At 65.2% G+C, this 15,961-nt stretch carries 12 protein-coding genes and 2 other RNA genes; 5 read left to right on the top strand and 9 right to left on the bottom strand.

Annotated features, from left to right (window positions below; translation table 11 throughout):
- Nucleotides 1-3 precede the first annotated feature (3 nt).
- A non-coding RNA gene (locus tag VC212_RS19510) (sX9 sRNA) lies at nucleotides 4-80 on the bottom strand.
- Nucleotides 81-397: 317 nt separating this feature from the next.
- On the opposite strand from VC212_RS19510, the gene VC212_RS19505 reads away from it, so the two are divergent.
- Nucleotides 398-1,417, top strand: a complete 1,020-nt coding sequence (locus VC212_RS19505) for a TIGR00266 family protein (protein ID WP_323526626.1) — start codon at nucleotides 398-400, stop codon at nucleotides 1,415-1,417.
- Nucleotides 1,418-1,516: 99 nt separating this feature from the next.
- Here VC212_RS19505 and VC212_RS19500 read toward each other — a convergent pair.
- A non-coding RNA gene (locus VC212_RS19500) (sX9 sRNA) lies at nucleotides 1,517-1,592 on the bottom strand.
- Between the two features lie 436 nt (nucleotides 1,593-2,028).
- On the opposite strand from VC212_RS19500, the gene VC212_RS19495 reads away from it, so the two are divergent.
- Nucleotides 2,029-3,066, top strand: a complete 1,038-nt coding sequence (locus VC212_RS19495) for a patatin-like phospholipase family protein (protein ID WP_323526622.1) — start codon at nucleotides 2,029-2,031, stop codon at nucleotides 3,064-3,066.
- Nucleotides 3,067-3,866: 800 nt separating this feature from the next.
- Here VC212_RS19495 and VC212_RS19490 read toward each other — a convergent pair.
- Nucleotides 3,867-6,068, bottom strand: coding sequence for a TonB-dependent siderophore receptor (locus VC212_RS19490; protein WP_323526621.1), 2,202 nt, complete (start codon nucleotides 6,066-6,068; stop codon nucleotides 3,867-3,869).
- A gap of 353 nt (nucleotides 6,069-6,421) precedes the next feature.
- A complete protein-coding gene (locus VC212_RS19485; protein WP_055853825.1) occupies nucleotides 6,422-6,904 on the bottom strand; it encodes an Lrp/AsnC family transcriptional regulator in 483 nt (160 codons plus the stop codon).
- Nucleotides 6,905-7,033: 129 nt separating this feature from the next.
- On the opposite strand from VC212_RS19485, the gene phhA reads away from it, so the two are divergent.
- Both phhA and VC212_RS19475 read left to right on the top strand, forming a co-directional pair.
- Nucleotides 7,034-7,924, top strand: coding sequence for a phenylalanine 4-monooxygenase (gene phhA, locus VC212_RS19480; protein ID WP_055853828.1), 891 nt, complete (start codon nucleotides 7,034-7,036; stop codon nucleotides 7,922-7,924).
- A 315-nt stretch (nucleotides 7,925-8,239) separates the two neighbouring features.
- A complete protein-coding gene (locus VC212_RS19475; RefSeq protein ID WP_055853834.1) occupies nucleotides 8,240-8,884 on the top strand; it encodes a DUF4375 domain-containing protein in 645 nt (214 codons plus the stop codon).
- A gap of 216 nt (nucleotides 8,885-9,100) precedes the next feature.
- Here the strand turns inward: VC212_RS19475 and VC212_RS19470 are convergent, their stop codons facing one another.
- Together VC212_RS19470 and VC212_RS19465 are read right to left on the bottom strand one after the other, a co-directional pair.
- The gene (locus tag VC212_RS19470) at nucleotides 9,101-10,837 is read right to left on the bottom strand and encodes a peptidase M61 (RefSeq protein WP_323526619.1); all 1,737 of its coding nucleotides are present in this window, start codon (nucleotides 10,835-10,837) and stop codon (nucleotides 9,101-9,103) included.
- Nucleotides 10,838-11,038: 201 nt separating this feature from the next.
- Nucleotides 11,039-12,163, bottom strand: coding sequence for a GDSL-type esterase/lipase family protein (locus tag VC212_RS19465; protein ID WP_323526618.1), 1,125 nt, complete (start codon nucleotides 12,161-12,163; stop codon nucleotides 11,039-11,041).
- 12 nt (nucleotides 12,164-12,175) lie between these two features.
- Here VC212_RS19465 and VC212_RS19460 point away from each other — a divergent pair, with 12 nt between their 5' ends.
- Nucleotides 12,176-12,319 (top strand): hypothetical protein, encoded by a 144-nt coding sequence (locus tag VC212_RS19460; protein ID WP_323526614.1) that lies wholly within the window; start codon nucleotides 12,176-12,178, stop codon nucleotides 12,317-12,319.
- Between the two features lie 521 nt (nucleotides 12,320-12,840).
- Here the strand turns inward: VC212_RS19460 and VC212_RS19455 are convergent.
- From VC212_RS19455 to kduI, 3 genes are all read right to left on the bottom strand, one after another.
- Nucleotides 12,841-13,497, bottom strand: a complete 657-nt coding sequence (locus VC212_RS19455) for an RpiB/LacA/LacB family sugar-phosphate isomerase (protein WP_115552550.1) — start codon at nucleotides 13,495-13,497, stop codon at nucleotides 12,841-12,843.
- 284 nt (nucleotides 13,498-13,781) lie between these two features.
- Nucleotides 13,782-14,537, bottom strand: coding sequence for a 2-dehydro-3-deoxy-D-gluconate 5-dehydrogenase KduD (gene kduD, locus VC212_RS19450; RefSeq protein WP_055853846.1), 756 nt, complete (start codon nucleotides 14,535-14,537; stop codon nucleotides 13,782-13,784).
- Nucleotides 14,538-14,717: 180 nt separating this feature from the next.
- Nucleotides 14,718-15,572: a 5-dehydro-4-deoxy-D-glucuronate isomerase gene (gene kduI, locus VC212_RS19445; RefSeq protein WP_055853850.1), complete on the bottom strand. Its 855-nt coding sequence runs from the start codon at nucleotides 15,570-15,572 to the stop codon at nucleotides 14,718-14,720.
- Nucleotides 15,573-15,961 lie beyond the last annotated feature (389 nt).

Raw genomic sequence — 15,961 nt, 5'->3', positions numbered from 1 at the left:
AGCAGCTCACAAGACGTGGCGAGCCGTCGTCAGGTAGGTGCGGACGGCACACTCAGAACCGGAGTGCACGCGTGGACCATGCCGCACCGAGCACCGGCCGCGCCCGCTTGGCGCTGAGTGAGCACAGTCTTTTTGGGAGCTGTCCTAAGCCGGCGGCGCCAATGCTGCAGTCAACGTGACACCGTTGCCGGATGCAGGCGCTCGCCACGCTGCGGCCTACTTCAGCGCAACCGCCTGACCGCGACCGGCTCGGCGGCGTGCAGGTCTAGCTGGCCAGCCTGCGGCGTCTAGCGTCGCAACCACGCCTGACCGCCTTGCACGGTATGACCTTGGACACGGGACGCGGTGCCGGCTGCTGCAGCTAGACTCGCCGCACACACCGACAGGAGTCTTCCCGATGGCCCAGTGGTATTTCCATATTCCCGGACAGGCCGACCGTATCGGCCCGCTCGACGATGCCAGCGCCCGCGCGCATGCCCAGCGCCAACCCGACGCGCTGGCCTGGCGCGATGGACTCGATGGCTGGACGCCGGCCCGTCAGCTGGCCGAGCTGCAGGGCGGTGGCAGCGCACCGCCTCCGCTTGGCAACATTGCCAGCGCCGGGCGCGCCGATGAAATCGACTACCGCATCGTCGGCAACGACATGCAATTTGTCGAAGTGGAACTGGACCCGGGCGAGAGCGCCATCGCCGAGGCAGGTGCGCTGATGTACAAGGATTCGGCGGTGCAGATGGACACTGTGTTCGGCGACGGCTCGCATGATGGTCAGGGCGGCAGCAGCGGCGGGCTGATGGGCAAATTGCTCTCGGCCGGCAAACGCGTGGTCACCGGCGAAAGCATGTTCACCACCGTGTTCACCCACGCCGGCAGCGGCAAGGCCAAGGTGGCCTTCGCCGCGCCCTACCCCGGCACGGTGCTGGCGCTGCGGCTGTCCGAGCACGGCGGGCGCCTGATCTGCCAGAAAGACAGCTTCCTGGCCGGTGCGCGCGGGGTGTCGTTGGGCATCGCCTTCCAGAAGAAGATCCTCACCGGCCTGTTCGGCGGCGAGGGCTTCATCATGCAAAAACTCGAAGGCGACGGCTGGGTGTTCGTGCACGCCGGCGGCACCGTGGTCGAACGCGACCTCGGCCCTGGCGAGCGCATCGACGTGGACACCGGCTGCGTGGTCGCCTATCACGCCGGCGTGGACATGGACGTGCGTCGCGTGGCCGGATTGAAGAGCATGTTCTTCGGCGGCGAAGGTGTGTTCCTGGCCACCCTCACCGGCCCCGGCAAGGTCTGGCTGCAATCGCTGCCGTTCTCGCGCATGGCCGGTCGCATGCTGCAGGCCGCCCCGCAAGCCGGCGGTCAGCAACGCGGCGAAGGCTCGGTGCTCGGCGGGCTAGGAAGGCTGTTGGATGGCGATAACCGGTTTTGATTGGGTGACGCGGCAGCTGAGTGCGGTGGTCAGGTGCAAGCGCACCTCGGTTCGACTGCGCTTGGTGCGGGCTGGGTGATTCGGCGATCGCTTTCGAGCGGTTACCCAAACGTAGCGAGCAGTCGTCGGGTGGGTGCGGACGGCGCGGAGCAAACGGTGTGTACGCGTGGTACATGCCCGCACCGAGTACCGCCCGCGCCCGCCTGGCGGCGAGCACCGTCCTTTGTTTGCTGTCCTTAGGCCAAGGCGGACCAAGGGCGATCTAACTGCGGGGCGAGACCGCACTGCTTGCGCGCGTACGTGGAAGCGCCCGCGCTGCCGGCGCGGGTCTGCGCGCGGAATGCGAGTGGGGTGAACGGATGAGCAGGGCGATTCCTGTGCACTGTCACCGCGCAGTGCGGCGCCCTCATCCGCCCGGTGCGCGTCTCTTCTCCCGGTGGGAGAAGGGACACGCACCGGGCGATTGGTGTCATGACGACGGTCCGAGCGCAGCCGGCGACTGTCCTTGCGGAGCCAACGCGCCTGTTAGCGTGAGCGATGAGGTCTACACCCGCAGCGGTCGTCTCGGCGCGCGTGTATTCTCCCTCGCCTTTCCCATCGACGTTTTTGCCATGACTGCGCTCCGCCGCTCCCGCTCGCTTGCCCTGTTGTCCATGCTCGGTCTGCTCTCGGCCTGCGGTGGCGAGCCACGCCCGGCAACGCCTGCGCCGGTGGTCCAGGCGCCTTCGGCCGCTACGGCCAAACCGGTGAAGATCGGCATCGCGCTTGGCGGCGGCGCAGTCAAAGGCTTTGCGCATATCGGCGTGATCAAGATGCTCGAAGCCAACGGGTTTGCGCCTGTGGTGGTGTCCGGCACCAGCGCCGGCAGCGTGGTCGGCGCGCTGTATGCCAGCGGTATGGACGCGTTCGAAATGCAGGAAAAAGCGGTGGCGCTCGACCAGACCAGCATCCGCGATGTGCGGCTGTTCTCCGGTGGCCTGGTGCAGGGCCAGAAGCTGCAGGACTACGTCAACGAGCAACTCGGCGGCAAGCCTATCGAGAAGTTGCGCAAGCCGTTTGCGGTGGTGGCCACGCGCCTGGAAGACGGCGAGCGCACCGTGTTCGTGCGCGGTAACGCCGGCCAGGCGGTGCGTGCGTCCAGCAGCATTCCCGGCGTGTTCGAGCCGGTGACCATCGGCAAATACCATTTCGTCGACGGCGGCGTGGTCAGCCCGGTGCCCGTGGATGCCGCGCGTCAGCTCGGCGCCGAGTTCGTGGTGGCGGTGGATATTTCCAGCAAGGCCAGCGGCAAGAATCCGGGCGATCTGCTGGGCACGGTGAACCAGTCGATCTCGATCATGGGCCAGCGTCTGGGCGAAGCCGAGCTAAAGCGCGCAGACGTGGTGGTGCGCCCCAAGGTCAACGATATCGGCTCGGCCGATTTCAATCAGCGCAGTGTCGCCATCCTGGAAGGCGAACGCGCCGCAATGGCCGTGATGCCGCAGATCCGCGCCAAGATCGCGCAGCTGCAGGCCGCGCGTAGCAGTGCCACGCGTAACGCCGCCGACCAGGCTGCAGCGGCAAAACAACAGGCCTACCAACGCTGCCTGGAACAACGGTCGCGCTGGCAGAAACTGCGCGGCAAGGACGAGGAGTGCGTGGCGCCGTAAAGCGGTTGTGGTGCGGCGGGATGTCCGCTGCGCTCGATGCGTTGTTGGATTGGAGGTACAGAGTGATCGCGGGGCTTGCTGGTGGCAGGCAGGTGCTGCGGTTTTACTGCTCACTGTAAGCCGCGATCCGCGAGGTCAAGGAAGAAACCGCGCGTCTGCATGTCGCGGGGTGCGTGCGACGGTGAGTTGCATGTGCTCGCTTGGGCGCGGATGAGCGGGTTCTTCGTTGTTGTGTAAAACGTTTTTGCGCGCCGGCGCTATCGGGACGGCGTCGCGGCCAGGTCCGCTCCTACGAAGTGCCGCATCTTGCTGGCTTGATGTAACGCGTTCGGCGCGTTTTTCGCTCGCATGGTCTACGGCGTTATCTGCCTGCCATTTGCACGCTGTTGCGCGAGGTGTTGATTCAGGCGAACTAGCTTTTTCGCCTTGGTCGATGCCTGCTGCGTAAGCACTGGCGCTGTGTCGGGACGGCGGCGCGGCCGGGGCCGCTCCTACGAAGTGCCGCATCTCGCTGGCTTGATGTAACGCGTTCGGCGCGTTTTCCGCTCGTATGGTTTACGGCGTTATCTGCCTGCCATTTGCACACTGTTGCGCGAGGTGTTGATCCAGGCGGGCGAGCTTTTCGCCTTGGTCAATGCCTGCTGCGGAAGCGCTGATGCTGTCTCGGGACGGCGTCGCGGCCGGGGCCGCTCCTACGCAACGGCAGATACTTTGGATTCCGCTTTAGGACCTTGTTTGCGATGCCGGCCGATCACCGTGGTGCATGCACCGCGCGGTGATCGGCCGGCATCGTCGTTTCCTTAGTAGCGCCAGCGCAGGGACACGCTGACAAAGCGCGGTTCGCCGTAGTTCTGGTAATCCAGGTTGGCCCAGTAGGTCTTGTCGAACGCGTTGCGTACCGCCAGCGTGGCGGTCCACTGGTCGCTGATACGGTAGTTGGCGTTGAAGTGCACCAACGCATACGGGTTCTGCACCACGGTGACCGGCGTAGTGGCGCCGCTGCCATCGCCGGTGGGGCGCGCGATGTTGAAGCCGCGCACCGCGCTTTGCCAACTCACGCCACCACCGATGCTCAGACGATCCCACGCGCCGGGCAGGCGTACCTGAGTGGACAGCTGCAGATAGTCTTCGGGCAGGTTGGCGTAGATCGCATCGGTGGGTGCGCGCGTGACCTTGACGTGGGTGTAGCCGGCATTGACCGTCCAACCCGGCAGCATCTCGCCGTTGATATCCATCTCCCAACCGCGGCTCTTGGTGCCGTCCACGCCGATAAACGCGGAGGTTCCATCGGGCAACGACGATTCGGGCTGGGTCATGTCGCGCACCGCGTAGTTGTCCTGCTTTGCTTCGAACACGGCGGCCGTGGCCATGGCGCGGCCGTCGAGTAATTGCGCCTTGATGCCGGCCTCCAGATTGGAGCCTTCCACCGGTGCGAGCAGGTTGTTGTCCTTGTCGCGGTAGTTCTGCGGATTGAAGATTTCGGTGTAGCTGGCGTACACCGACACGTCCGGCACGATGTCGTACACCAGGCCCACGTACGGGGTGACTTCATCGCTCACCTTGTAGCGGCCGGTGGTACCGGTGTAGCCGCCGCTGACGTTGAAGGCCTGGGTGCGCGTTTGCCAGGTGCTCAGGCGCGCGCCGGCGATCAGCGACAGTGGGTCGGCCAGGCGCAGGCGTGTGGAGGCGTACACGCCGCGCTGGGTGGTGCGTGCTTCACGGCGCGCGCCGGTGCGGCTGTAGCTCACCTCGGGTGCATCGCCATCCCAGTTGCGGATGTCGGGAATCCGATAGCAGCGCTCAGACCCACCGCTTTCGTTGATGCACGATCCCCAGCCGCTGGGGTACTGCTGCGCGATGCCGTAGGTGGTCGATTGCAGATCCTGCCAGCTGCCACCCAGCACCACGTCGTGCCGGCGGCCGAACAACGAGAACCCGCCCGACAGATACACATCCACGCCATCGCGGGTGTCGCTGGTTTCGCCAACGCCGGTGCGCAGGAACACGCCGCTGCCATCGGCGGCCGGATAGCCGGTGCCGTACACGCGAATGCTTTGCACATCGCCCTTGGTATGCGCGTAGTTGACGCGCAGCAGCCAATCTTCGCCGAAGCGTTGTTCCAGATTGGCGAAGGCGGTGCTGGTTTCGCGCTGCCAGCGCGTCCATTCCGGTGCCATGTTGGTCGAGCGCGACAGGTTGGCCAGCGTGCCATCGCCCGCAAAGAACGGCACCGTGCCCCAGGTCGAACCGACCGGGCTGTTGTCCTGACGTTGATAGCCAACGGTGAGTGTGGTGCTGTCGGTCAGATCGCCTTCCAGCACCGCCATGCCGGACATTTTGTTGTCGTGGTAGCGGTCGTAGTAGTAGTCACGGTCCTGCCAGGCCGCGACCACGCGGCTGCGGAAGCGGCCGTCGTCGGTGAGCGGCGCATTGACGTCGGCCTGGGTGCGGCGGAAATCCCAGGTGCCGGCGCTTGCAGCAACCGAGGCGTCAAACGTCTTGCCCGGGCGCTTGCGCAACAGGTTCACGGTGGCCGAGGGAATGCCCGCACCGGTCAGCAGGCCGTTGGCGCCGCGGATCACTTCGATGCGGTCATAAAACACCGTGTCGTATTCCTGATTGGTCGCGCCGCTATAGGTGGGCAAGCCATCGACCTGGAAGTCGGTGATCTGGAAACCGCGCGCAAAATACAGCGGGCGCTGGGTGTCGTAGAACGACACGTTGACGCCGGTGACGTTGCGCATCACGTCATCGATGCTGAAAAGCGACTCGTCTTCCAGGCGCTGCAATCCGATCACGCTTACCGACTGCGGCGTCTCCTGCAGGGTCAGCGGCAGGCGCGTAGTGGTGGCCGGCTGCGCGCGGCTCACCGTGCCGTTGACGGTGACCTGGTCCAGCGTCTTGGCATCGGCCAGGTCGGCTGCGTGCGCAGCGGCAGGCCAGGTCAACGCGCACAGCAGGGCAACAGACAGGGTGGTCAGTGGGTGGGTCAGTGCAGGCATCGGTCTCTCATCGATCGTGGGCGCACGCTAGGGCGTGGCGACAGGAAGCAGGCAGGCGTCGGCGTGCTGCTCGGGCGACGAGCTGGCTGGCCTGGCAAGGCTGGCGGATCGACGAACAGGACATGGCCGGAGCCGGCCAGACGTTATGTAAATGTAAATCGTTATCGTTTGCTGAGCAAGTGCGGTCTGCCCTGGATTGCCTGCTCCTGCCGGCGCGATCTGCGCAACGGTGCCCGCCGCCGGACATCGCAGGTCAGCCAGATTCGTTGATCGCAATAGATTGTCCGCGCGATCGGGGGCGCCCTATTCCGCCGGCACAACGCGTTTCGCATCCAGGCCAGGCGACTGACGCCTCAGGCCAGATGCGACAGCGGCAGGCCTTCGGGCGCCTTGACCGTGCGCAGGACGAAACTGGAATTGACGTCGGACACGCCGGTGGCATTGAGTAGCCGATCCAGCAGAAACCGCGAAAAATGCTCCAGATCGCGCACCTGCACTTGCAACAGGTAATCCATGTCGCCGGTCAGCGCCCAGCACGCCACCACTTCGTCCCAACCGCGCACGCCGTCGGCGAACAGCTCGATATCGGCCTGACCGTGCTGCTCCAACTGCACCCGCACAAAAGCCTGCAGACCCAGCCCCAGCGCGCGCGCATCCAGGCGCGCACCGTAGCCGGCGATGATGCCGGCCGCCTCCAGCCGTTGCGTGCGCCGCAGGCAGGCCGACGCGGACAGGTTCACCTGCACGGCGAGCTCGGCGTTGCTGGTACGCCCCTGCGTCTGCAGCAAGGCGAGCAACCGCAGATCGGTGCGGTCCAAGGCGATTGGTTGGTCCATATGTTGCGCAGCAGCAGATCTAGACGCATGAATCTTGCGCGTAAGTGCTGGCACTGCGCAAGATTCGCAATCCTGTTGCGCAGCGATCCGGCTAAGGTGAAGCCTTAGTCGCTACGGAAGTCTTGTCGCATGAACACTGCCCCGCGCCGCGTCGAAAACCAGCTCACCGACAAGGGTTATGTGCCGGTCTACACCACGGCCGTGGTCGACCAGCCGTGGGACGGCTATAGCAGCGACGACCATGCCACCTGGGGCACGCTGTACCGCCGCCAGCGTGCGTTGCTGGTGGGCCGCGCCTGCGATGAGTTCCTGCAGGCGCAGGACGCTATGGGCATGGACGACAGCCAGATCCCGCGCTTCGACGCGCTCAACGCGGTGCTGCAGGCAGCTACCGGCTGGACGTTGGTCGGCGTGGAAGGCCTGCTGCCGGAACTGGACTTTTTCGATCACCTGGCCAACAAGCGTTTTCCGGTGACCTGGTGGATCCGCCGTCCCGATCAGATCGATTACATCGCCGAGCCGGACCTGTTTCATGACCTGTTCGGGCATGTGCCGCTGCTGATGAATCCGTTGTTTGCCGACTTCATGCAGGCCTATGGCCGTGGCGGGGTCAAGGCGCACGGCATTGGCCCGGACGCGCTGCAGAACCTCACCCGGCTGTATTGGTATACGGTGGAATTCGGCCTGATCAACACGCCGCAAGGCTTGCGTATCTATGGCGCCGGCATCGTGTCGTCGAAAGGCGAATCGCTGTATTCGCTGGACTCGCCCGCGCCCAATCGCATCGGCTTCGATCTGCAGCGCATCATGCGCACGCGCTACCGCATCGACAGTTTTCAGAAGACCTATTTCGTCATCGACAGCTTTGCGCAGTTGATGGACGCGACCAGCCCGGACTTCACGCCGATCTACGCGGCACTGGCGCAACAGGCGCAGGTGCCGGCCGGCGATGTGCTGAGCAGCGATCAGGTGATTCAGCGCGGCAGTGGCGAAGGCTGGAGCCGCGACGGCGACGTGTAAAGCAGCCACGTTGGCGCTGCGCTGCCCGCCGCGGTGCAACGCAGCGGTCCAACGCGGTTAACGCCGCGAAGGACTCTAGGTACGTTTGACCTGCGCTGCGTGTCTGACACCGTGAGGTGCGAGACTGAAAGCGACGCGCCGTGGTGCGTGGCTGCATTGCGCTGCCCTGTCGCGCCTCGGCCAGACGGCCGCGTCACCCTGGCAAGGTGATGCGACGCACGTGCAGTTCGCGCTGCGGGACAACGCAGTGCGCAGCGACTCGACACCGTTGCCGGTGCGGACTATGGTCGAGACTCCCCACATCGCATTCGCTCAATGGACCTGACGCATCTGCGCATCCGGCGCTTGGAGCTGGACGACACCCGCCTGCTGTTCACCCTGGCCAACGGCATCCGCATCGACGAGCCCATCCAGGCGCATCGGTTGTTGCTCAAGGCCACGCCACCACAGCGCGCGCACTGGCAGATCACCGAGGACGGCCATGGCGTGAATTGGCCTGCGGTGGCGCCGCCCACAGCGGAGGGGCTGATCAACATGCCCGAGCTGCTGTGGCGCCGTCGCGCCGCACGCGCACAGGCAAAACTGGCAACGTTGCGCGGACGTCTGGACGCGCTATCGCCGGGCGAACGCGAGCTGGTCGCGCTCGCCCGGCTGGATGCGGACATGACCGAAAGCGGCTACGCCCGCTACTTCGACCGCTGGGATGCGGCCACCCGCAGCGACGCAGTGCGCGGTCTGGCAGCCATGGGCGCAGCGCAAACCCGGCAGGCCATCGAAGGCCTGGGCGCAGTGTTCGAACGGTTGGAAGAAGACCCCGACCTGCTCAGCATCGAAGACATCCTGGACGCCATGAACGAGGCCGACCGCCAACGCGTGCAGGGCTGGGAAGAGGTCTATTACCGCCGCTCCGGCGACCTGGCACGGCTGGGCCTGGTGCATTACGGGGTGGATAAGGCCTGAGCCTTCATCCATGCGCCGCGCGCCGTGTGCGACGGGCATGCAGGGTGACGCAGACGGACACGCCGCGATCGCTGCGTGCGAGGGCAATCCCGTCGCGCATGTGGGCAACCTCAGCAACGCAGTGATCCGGCAGCGACAGCGACACGTGCGCAACTGCGCACCGGATGGCTGGGTGCCTATCCGCAGACAGGCACGCCTGCGCGCATCAGCGCCGACTCACAGCCGGCATTGCGCATCGTCCACCCCAGGCACGCGCTCCCATTGCCAGGCGTCTACCTGCTCGCCGCGTGGCAGATAGTCCACATCGAACTCCTTGCCGTCGCGGCGCAAGCGCAACTGCAGATGCTCGGTTTGATTGCCCTGGATGCCGTCCTGCGGCACCGGACGCACGATCTCATCGCCATTACGCACTCCTGCCTGCGCGGCCGCCGACGCTGCCATCAGCCCGCGCACGATACGCTTGGGTTCGGCCAGCACCGCCGGCTCGAATCCCAACACATATCGCCGCAGTGGCTTGCTGGTCCTGCGAAAGCACGGCCCGAACGCGTCCGACGCCGGCAACGGCGGCGTGCCGGCCAGGAAGGCATGAAAGTCCTGCACCGCCGCCTCGCCCAGCTCCGCCTTCAGCAAGGCCTCCCAATCGGCCTGCGTTGCCTCGCGCTGCTGCCCGATCGCCAGCAGCTCACGCAGCAGGTCATCCAGCGAACGCTGGCCCTGCGATCGCTTGCGTAGCGCATCGTTCACCGTGGCCAGATACAACATGCCGCGGTCGTAGGCGAGCATGCGGATGCGGGTGTCCTTCCAGAATCCCTCATCGATGCGTGCGTTGGGCAGATTTCCCAGCGCATTGGTGTAGTAACGCGCTGCGGTCGTGTTGAGCGAATCCAGAAACTGCTGCGGGGTGAGCAAACCGAATCGCAGCGGCAGCAGCGCCTGGTAGAACACCGCCGAGCCTTCGGTGAACCAGGTCGTGGACTCGGGCCCGTGCTCGGAAAGGCGCGGCTGATAGGTATGGAACATTTCGTGCGACAAGGTGATCTTGATCAGGTCCACATCGGCACCGTCCCCTGCGCCATAGGTGGTGACGAAGGACTGGTTCAATGCGGTCCCGCCGCCCGCGTTGACCGGGTTGTAGCGCAGGAAGATCGTGTAGGGCCTGGACTCGGGCTGCGGAAACGCCAGCTCGAACTGCTCGTGCAGCTTGCCCACCCACGCGGATAACGCATTCGCATCGAAGGGCGGTTGCCCCTGCCAGGCGACCGAAAACCCGTCCGCACGCGGCACGCTCGGCCAGCGTCCGACCTGCCCGGCCATGAAGAACACGAAAGGCAAACTGTCGTTGTCGATCTGCGCGACCTGCACCGTCCCTTCGCCGAACGAGCTCACCCCCTTGGCGCCATCGGGCAGCTGCGACAGATCCCAGCGAATGGTCAACGCGTACGTTTGTGTCTGCGGCGGCAGCACCAGAAACATGCTCGACACTGCAGAAAACGCATGCGCATCGTTACGGAACGAAATGGGCGGCGCCGGGCCGCGTGGCGGCCGGGTCGCATTGGCCGGGACACGGTAGTGCAGGCTGAGCGGGCCGCCGAGCGCGCGTGGCGCAGTCCAGACGCGCAACGGGCCTTGATCGCCGCGCTCCTGCGCGGTGGCCGCGCGCCCGGCGAGCTGCACCGTCCCTTGCGCATCGGTGGCTTCGATCGAGACGATGTGCTCGGCAGCGCTATCCACGTTTCCCTCTTGCATCGGCAGCTGCGCCACGATGCCGCCGCGAGCCACGGTCAGCGTGGCCAGGCGCAGACGCACCTCTAGCGTGTCCACCTCGCCCTTGGTTGCATGCGGTGCAAGCTCCAGGTCCAGCGCAATCGGAGCAGGGACGGCCGATGCCGGGCTGGCCAGTGCGCCAGGTGCCAGCGCGATGAGCACACACAGAAGCAACCAGGGAGTTTTCATGCGCGCCGAGCAGTGTGGGATCGCCAATCATGCCGCCGGTCGAGGCCGCCTGCCAGCATGCCGAAGGTCATGCGGCGCAATGCACGGCGATGGCTGCAGGACTGGATCGAATGCCAGCGGGGTTGTAGCGCTGGGTCGGCGGAGCATTGCTTGGGTGGCGCGTCTGCGGCGCCCATACCTGCGCTGCATCGCGCCGACGGTTCACCCTGCCGGCGCTGGCAGGTAGGCCAACAACAGCACCAATGGTGCATCGCCCGTCTGCTGCAATGCATGGGTGCTGCCCGGGCGCGTCAGCAGTGCATCGCCCGCCGCGACGTCGTATTGCTTGCCATCCAGCGCGTACAGACCACGCCCGCTGACGATGTAGTAGATCTCGTCCTTGTCGTGCAGGTGCAAGCCGATGCCGGCACCTTTGTGCAGCACGCGTTTGCGCAGCACGAACTTGAGTTCCGGTGCGTCTGCGAAAAAGGGATACGCCGTGGTGGGGCCGGCGCCGCCGTGCGGGCCGGGTTGTTCGCGGGCGAGATCGCGCTCGTGCACAACCAGCGATGGATGCGCCTGTGCGGCGCGTTGCGCAGCGGTATCGGGGGCTGCGCCGCAATCGGCGTCGCGACGCAGCTGGGGTTTTAACTCAGGCTGTAGCTGCACCCAGCCGTGCACGACCAGGCAGGCCACTGCGGTAGCGCCGGCGTGGCTGAAATGTGTGCCATCTGCCTTGTTCTGCTCGGGCACGAACAGGAAATACGGCTTGGCGGCTTGCTCGCCGAGTGCGCGAATCCAGTCGCTGGAACTGGCGTTGAGATCGATCAGGCCAACATGTTGGTCGGCGGCCAGTTGCTGCATGGCCAGGGTGTAGCGGCCATGCGTATCGAGCAATGCGCCGAAGTCGTAGAGCAGGCGTGCGGCCGGGGTGATCAGGATCGGCGTGGCGCCCTTCTCGCGCGCGGTGGCGATGTATTGGCGCAGGAACCGCACGTAGTCGCCTTGCGGCTCGGTATAGCGTGAGGGGTCTTCGCGTTTGGCATCGTTGTGCCCGAACTGGATCAGCAGGATGTCGCCACGTTGCAGCTGCTTGGCGATGGCGTCCAGGCGCCCTTCGGCGATGAAACTGCGGGTACTGCGGCCGCCTTTGGCGTGGTTGTGCACCTGCCACTGGGCGGGGTCGAACCACGCTTGCAACATCTGGCCCCAGCCGGCTTGCGGTGCGCGATCGGCGCCGTACTCGGCCGCGGTGGAATCGCCGGCGATAAAGATGCGATGGGGCGCAGCGTGGGCGTGGGCGATGCCGGTGCAGAGCAGCAGCATGGCGATGAGCAGTCGACGCATGAGGGGCTCCTGGTGAGTGCGGTGTTTGGTGCTGTTGTTGTTGTTGTTGTTGTTGTTGTTGTTGTTGTTGTTGTTGCTGTTGTTGTTGCTTTTGGATCTGGTCTTGCTGCTATCTGCAGTGCGGTACCGACGTATGACTGCACGCTTGATGCATGATTTCGATGCGACTTGCATCCGTACTTCGCGCGTTGGCTGGATCCAGATCGGGTGACGTGATGCTTCGGTGGGTCATCGTCAACATCGGCAGTTGCTGGTTATTGAGCGAGTTCGATGCCTGCGCTTGACTGCCGGTTGGCTGCCTTCCGCCCTAACCGCGCCCCGACCCGCGCTTGCGGCACGCGCGCCTATGGCGCGTAAGCCGTGCCTTCTCGCCTCGGTGGGAGAGGGGCTCGATGCACGCGCGCTTTCGATCAAATGCACGAATGCTTTTGGACGAATGCACACTGTTTTTGCTCGCATCCACGCACGCGCTATGTTCGCAACGGATGCACTCACGCTTTTGGGCGCCAGCATCGGAGTCAGTCACAGCAGGGCGTGCAGTGACTGTCACCCACTGCTTGTCTCAGCAGTGGGCGACGCCGTGCGATGCCTGACGCATCAGCGATGTCTTAAGCACTCACCTTGCGGCGCAGGCCTGCTCCCGGTGCAGGAACACAGGCATGCGCATGCGGCTGCACTCAGGCAGCAGCGGCTTCGCTCTTGCCCAGCAGGCCGGCGACGAAGTTGCGAATCTCCGCATCCTGCGCATTGTCGAAGAAGCACTGCTGGAAGCGCTCGCCGCCGATGGCCTGCTTGATCAGTTCCGGGTCGATGGCGCGCAGGCCGTCGAGGTAGGACTTGGCAGTGGCCTGCTTGACCTGGGTCAGGATGCCGGCATTGGCGGCCTGCGATTCGCGACGCTCGGCCGGGTAGCCTAGACCGCGCTCGCCGCTGAAGGCCTTTTCGAAGATGTAGCGCACGTTGATTTCCGCGCCCCAGCCGTAGCCCTTGGCGAATGCCAGCGACAGTGCGTTGCCGTTGTTGACCTGCGCAAACAGGTAGGCGTCGGTCGGCTCGATGCAGTAGCCGCAGAACACGCCCGGGTGAGCGTTGAGCGACATCAGCGCGCCCTGGCCGGTGCCGCAGCCGGCGACGACAAAGTCGACCGCCTTCGAGTTCAGCAGCAGGCTGGCGACGATGCCCAGATGGATGTAGGTCAGGCGGTGATCGTTGTCGCCGTCCATACCGACGTTGAACACGTTGTGGCCTTGTTCGCCGGCGACGTCGTTGAGCTGCTGCAGGATCACCGGGTTCTTGGCGGCCTGACTAAACTCATTCATGAGTGCAATTTTCATGGGAATGCTCCGATTGGTTGGGGAAGAGTGGTTCGAAAAAGGATGGAGGCTAGGGACTGCCGCGAGGTACTTTCGATTGCGGTCCCATCTGGGGCTTTCGGCGCGAAACGAACAAGCAGTGACCAAGACTCCGCGCACCCCTTGATGACGGTCCCGGACGAGTTGCTGCCCTCATCCGCCCTGCGGGCACCTTCTCCCGCTCGCGGGAGAAGGACGTGGTATCGCGGGACACCAGGGGCGGCTGCGCGCGTCTGACAGTGCGCGCCATCGCCATGCGATCTGGATCAGCGCGCCAGCCAGCCGCCATCGACCGGGATGATGGCGCCGTTGACGTAGTCCGAGGCGCTGCTGGCCAGGAACACCGCGGTGCCGCCGAGATCGGCCGGCACGCCCCAGCGCGCGGCCGGGATGCGATCCAGGATCGACTTGTTGCGGTCTTCGTCGGCACGTAGTTGCGCGGTGTTATCGGTGGCCATGTAGCCCGGCGCGATGGCGTTGGTGGTCACGCCCTTGCTTGCCCATTCGTTGGCGAGCAGGCGGGTGATGCCGGCGATGCCCGACTTGCTGGCGGTGTACGAGGGCACGCGGATGCCGCCCTGGAACGACAGCATCGAGGCGATGTTGATGATCTTGCCGCGGCCCTGGGCGATGAAGTGACGGCCGGCCGCCTGCGCCATGAAGAACGCCGACTTCAGGTTGACGTTGAGCACGTCGTCCCAATCCTGCTCGCTGAAATCGACCGCGTCGGTGCGACGGATCAGGCCGGCGTTGTTGACCAGGATGTCCAACCCGCCCAGGCCGGCGATGGTGGCGTCGACGATGCGCTGCACCGGCTCGATGCTGATCAGGTTGGCTTCGATGGCGATAAAACGGCGGCCCAGCGCCTTGACCTTTTCTTCGGTCTCGGTGGGCGCCTGGATGCCGGCGGCGGCGATGTCCGCGCCCGCTTCGGCCAATGCCAGCGCGATGCCCTGGCCCAAGCCGGTGTTGGCACCGGTGACCAATGCGACCTTGCCTTCGAGACTGAACGGATTGCTCATTACCTTATCGCTCCTGCTGGGTGTGCCACGTTGTGATGAGTGAGCCGCGCAGTGCGCGGCAGAGTGCGTGCGTTGTTTGAAATGCTGCGTCACCAACGCCTCAGGTGGAGCGCGCTGACGTTGCTGGTGCGCGCCTGGATCGCAGGCGTCACTAGAGCGAACAATGGATCGAAACCGGGCTTACTTGAGCTGGCAAATGTCCAGCACATGCATGTCGGTGTAATCCAGGTTTTCGCCGCCCATCGCCCAGATGAAGGCGTAGTTGCTGGTGCCGGCGCCCATGTGGATGGACCACGGCGGCGACACCACCGCTTCGTTGTTCTGGATCACGATGTGACGCTGCGCTTCGGGCTCGCCCATGAAGTGATACACGCGGTCGTTGGCGCCGAGGTCAAAATAGAAGTACACCTCGCTGCGACGGTCGTGCAGATGCGGCGGCATGGTGTTCCAGACGCTGCCCGGCTTGAGCACGGTCAGGCCCAGCAGCAGCTGCGAGGACTGGCAGGTGGCCGGCACGATGTACTGGTAAATGGTGCGCTCGTTGCTGGTTTCCAGCGCGCCACGGTCCAGCGCCACTGCATCCTTGATCGACAGCTGCTTGGTCTCGAAGCGCGCATGCGCCGGTGTCGAGGCCAGATAGAACTTGGCCGGGTTGGCGGCATCGTCCGAGGCGAAGCTGACATCGGTGCTGCCCATCGCCACGTACAGGCCGTCCTTGGGACCGAGCGTGTAGGCGGTGCCATCCACGGTCACGGTGCCGCTACCGGCGCCGACGTTGATGACGCCCAGTTCGCGGCGCTCCAGGAACGGGTGACCGGCGGCGGAGGCCGGCTCGGTCTGCTTGGGCAGTTCCAGCGCGGTGCCCAGCGGTGCGGCGCCACCGAGCACGAAGCGCTCGTAATGGGTGTATTTGAGCGTCACCGCACCATCGACGAACAGGCCGTCGAGCAGATACAGCTCGCGCAGGTCGTCGTTGCTGGCGCCCTTGATGGCATCCGGGTGGGTGGCGTAGTGGGTCTTGCAGTACAGGGACATGCGCGATCTCCGTGGCAAGCGGGGGGAAGAGGGCTTGCTCCGTGGGTAGTCTACCGGCTCTGGTTAACCGGTGTCATTGCGCAGTGCACGATAGTGGGATGGGTGGGTCTGAGGGACTGCCTGCTACCTTCTCCCACCGGGAGAAGGCGGCGCGTAGCGCCGGATGAGGGTGCAAGGCGGCGCGCAGTGTTGGGGGCGCGGCTTGAGTGGTAAGTGGTGTCTTACCGCGCTTGCGGCGCGGGCGCTCCATGACACGCAGGCGGGAGAGGGGCTTTGATCCCTTCTCCCACCGGGAGAAGGTGGCGCGTAGCGCCGGATGAGGGCGCGAGGCGACGCGCAGTCTTGGGGGCCGCGGCTTGAGGCCTACCGCGTTTTCAGCGCATGCCTCC

Origin of the sequence: Xanthomonas sp. WHRI 8932A, assembly GCF_035012785.1 — a bacterium.
GTDB lineage: Bacteria > Pseudomonadota > Gammaproteobacteria > Xanthomonadales > Xanthomonadaceae > Xanthomonas.
The sequence above is the reverse complement of the archived record's forward strand: the minus strand, read 5'-3'. Positions and strand labels throughout refer to the sequence as shown.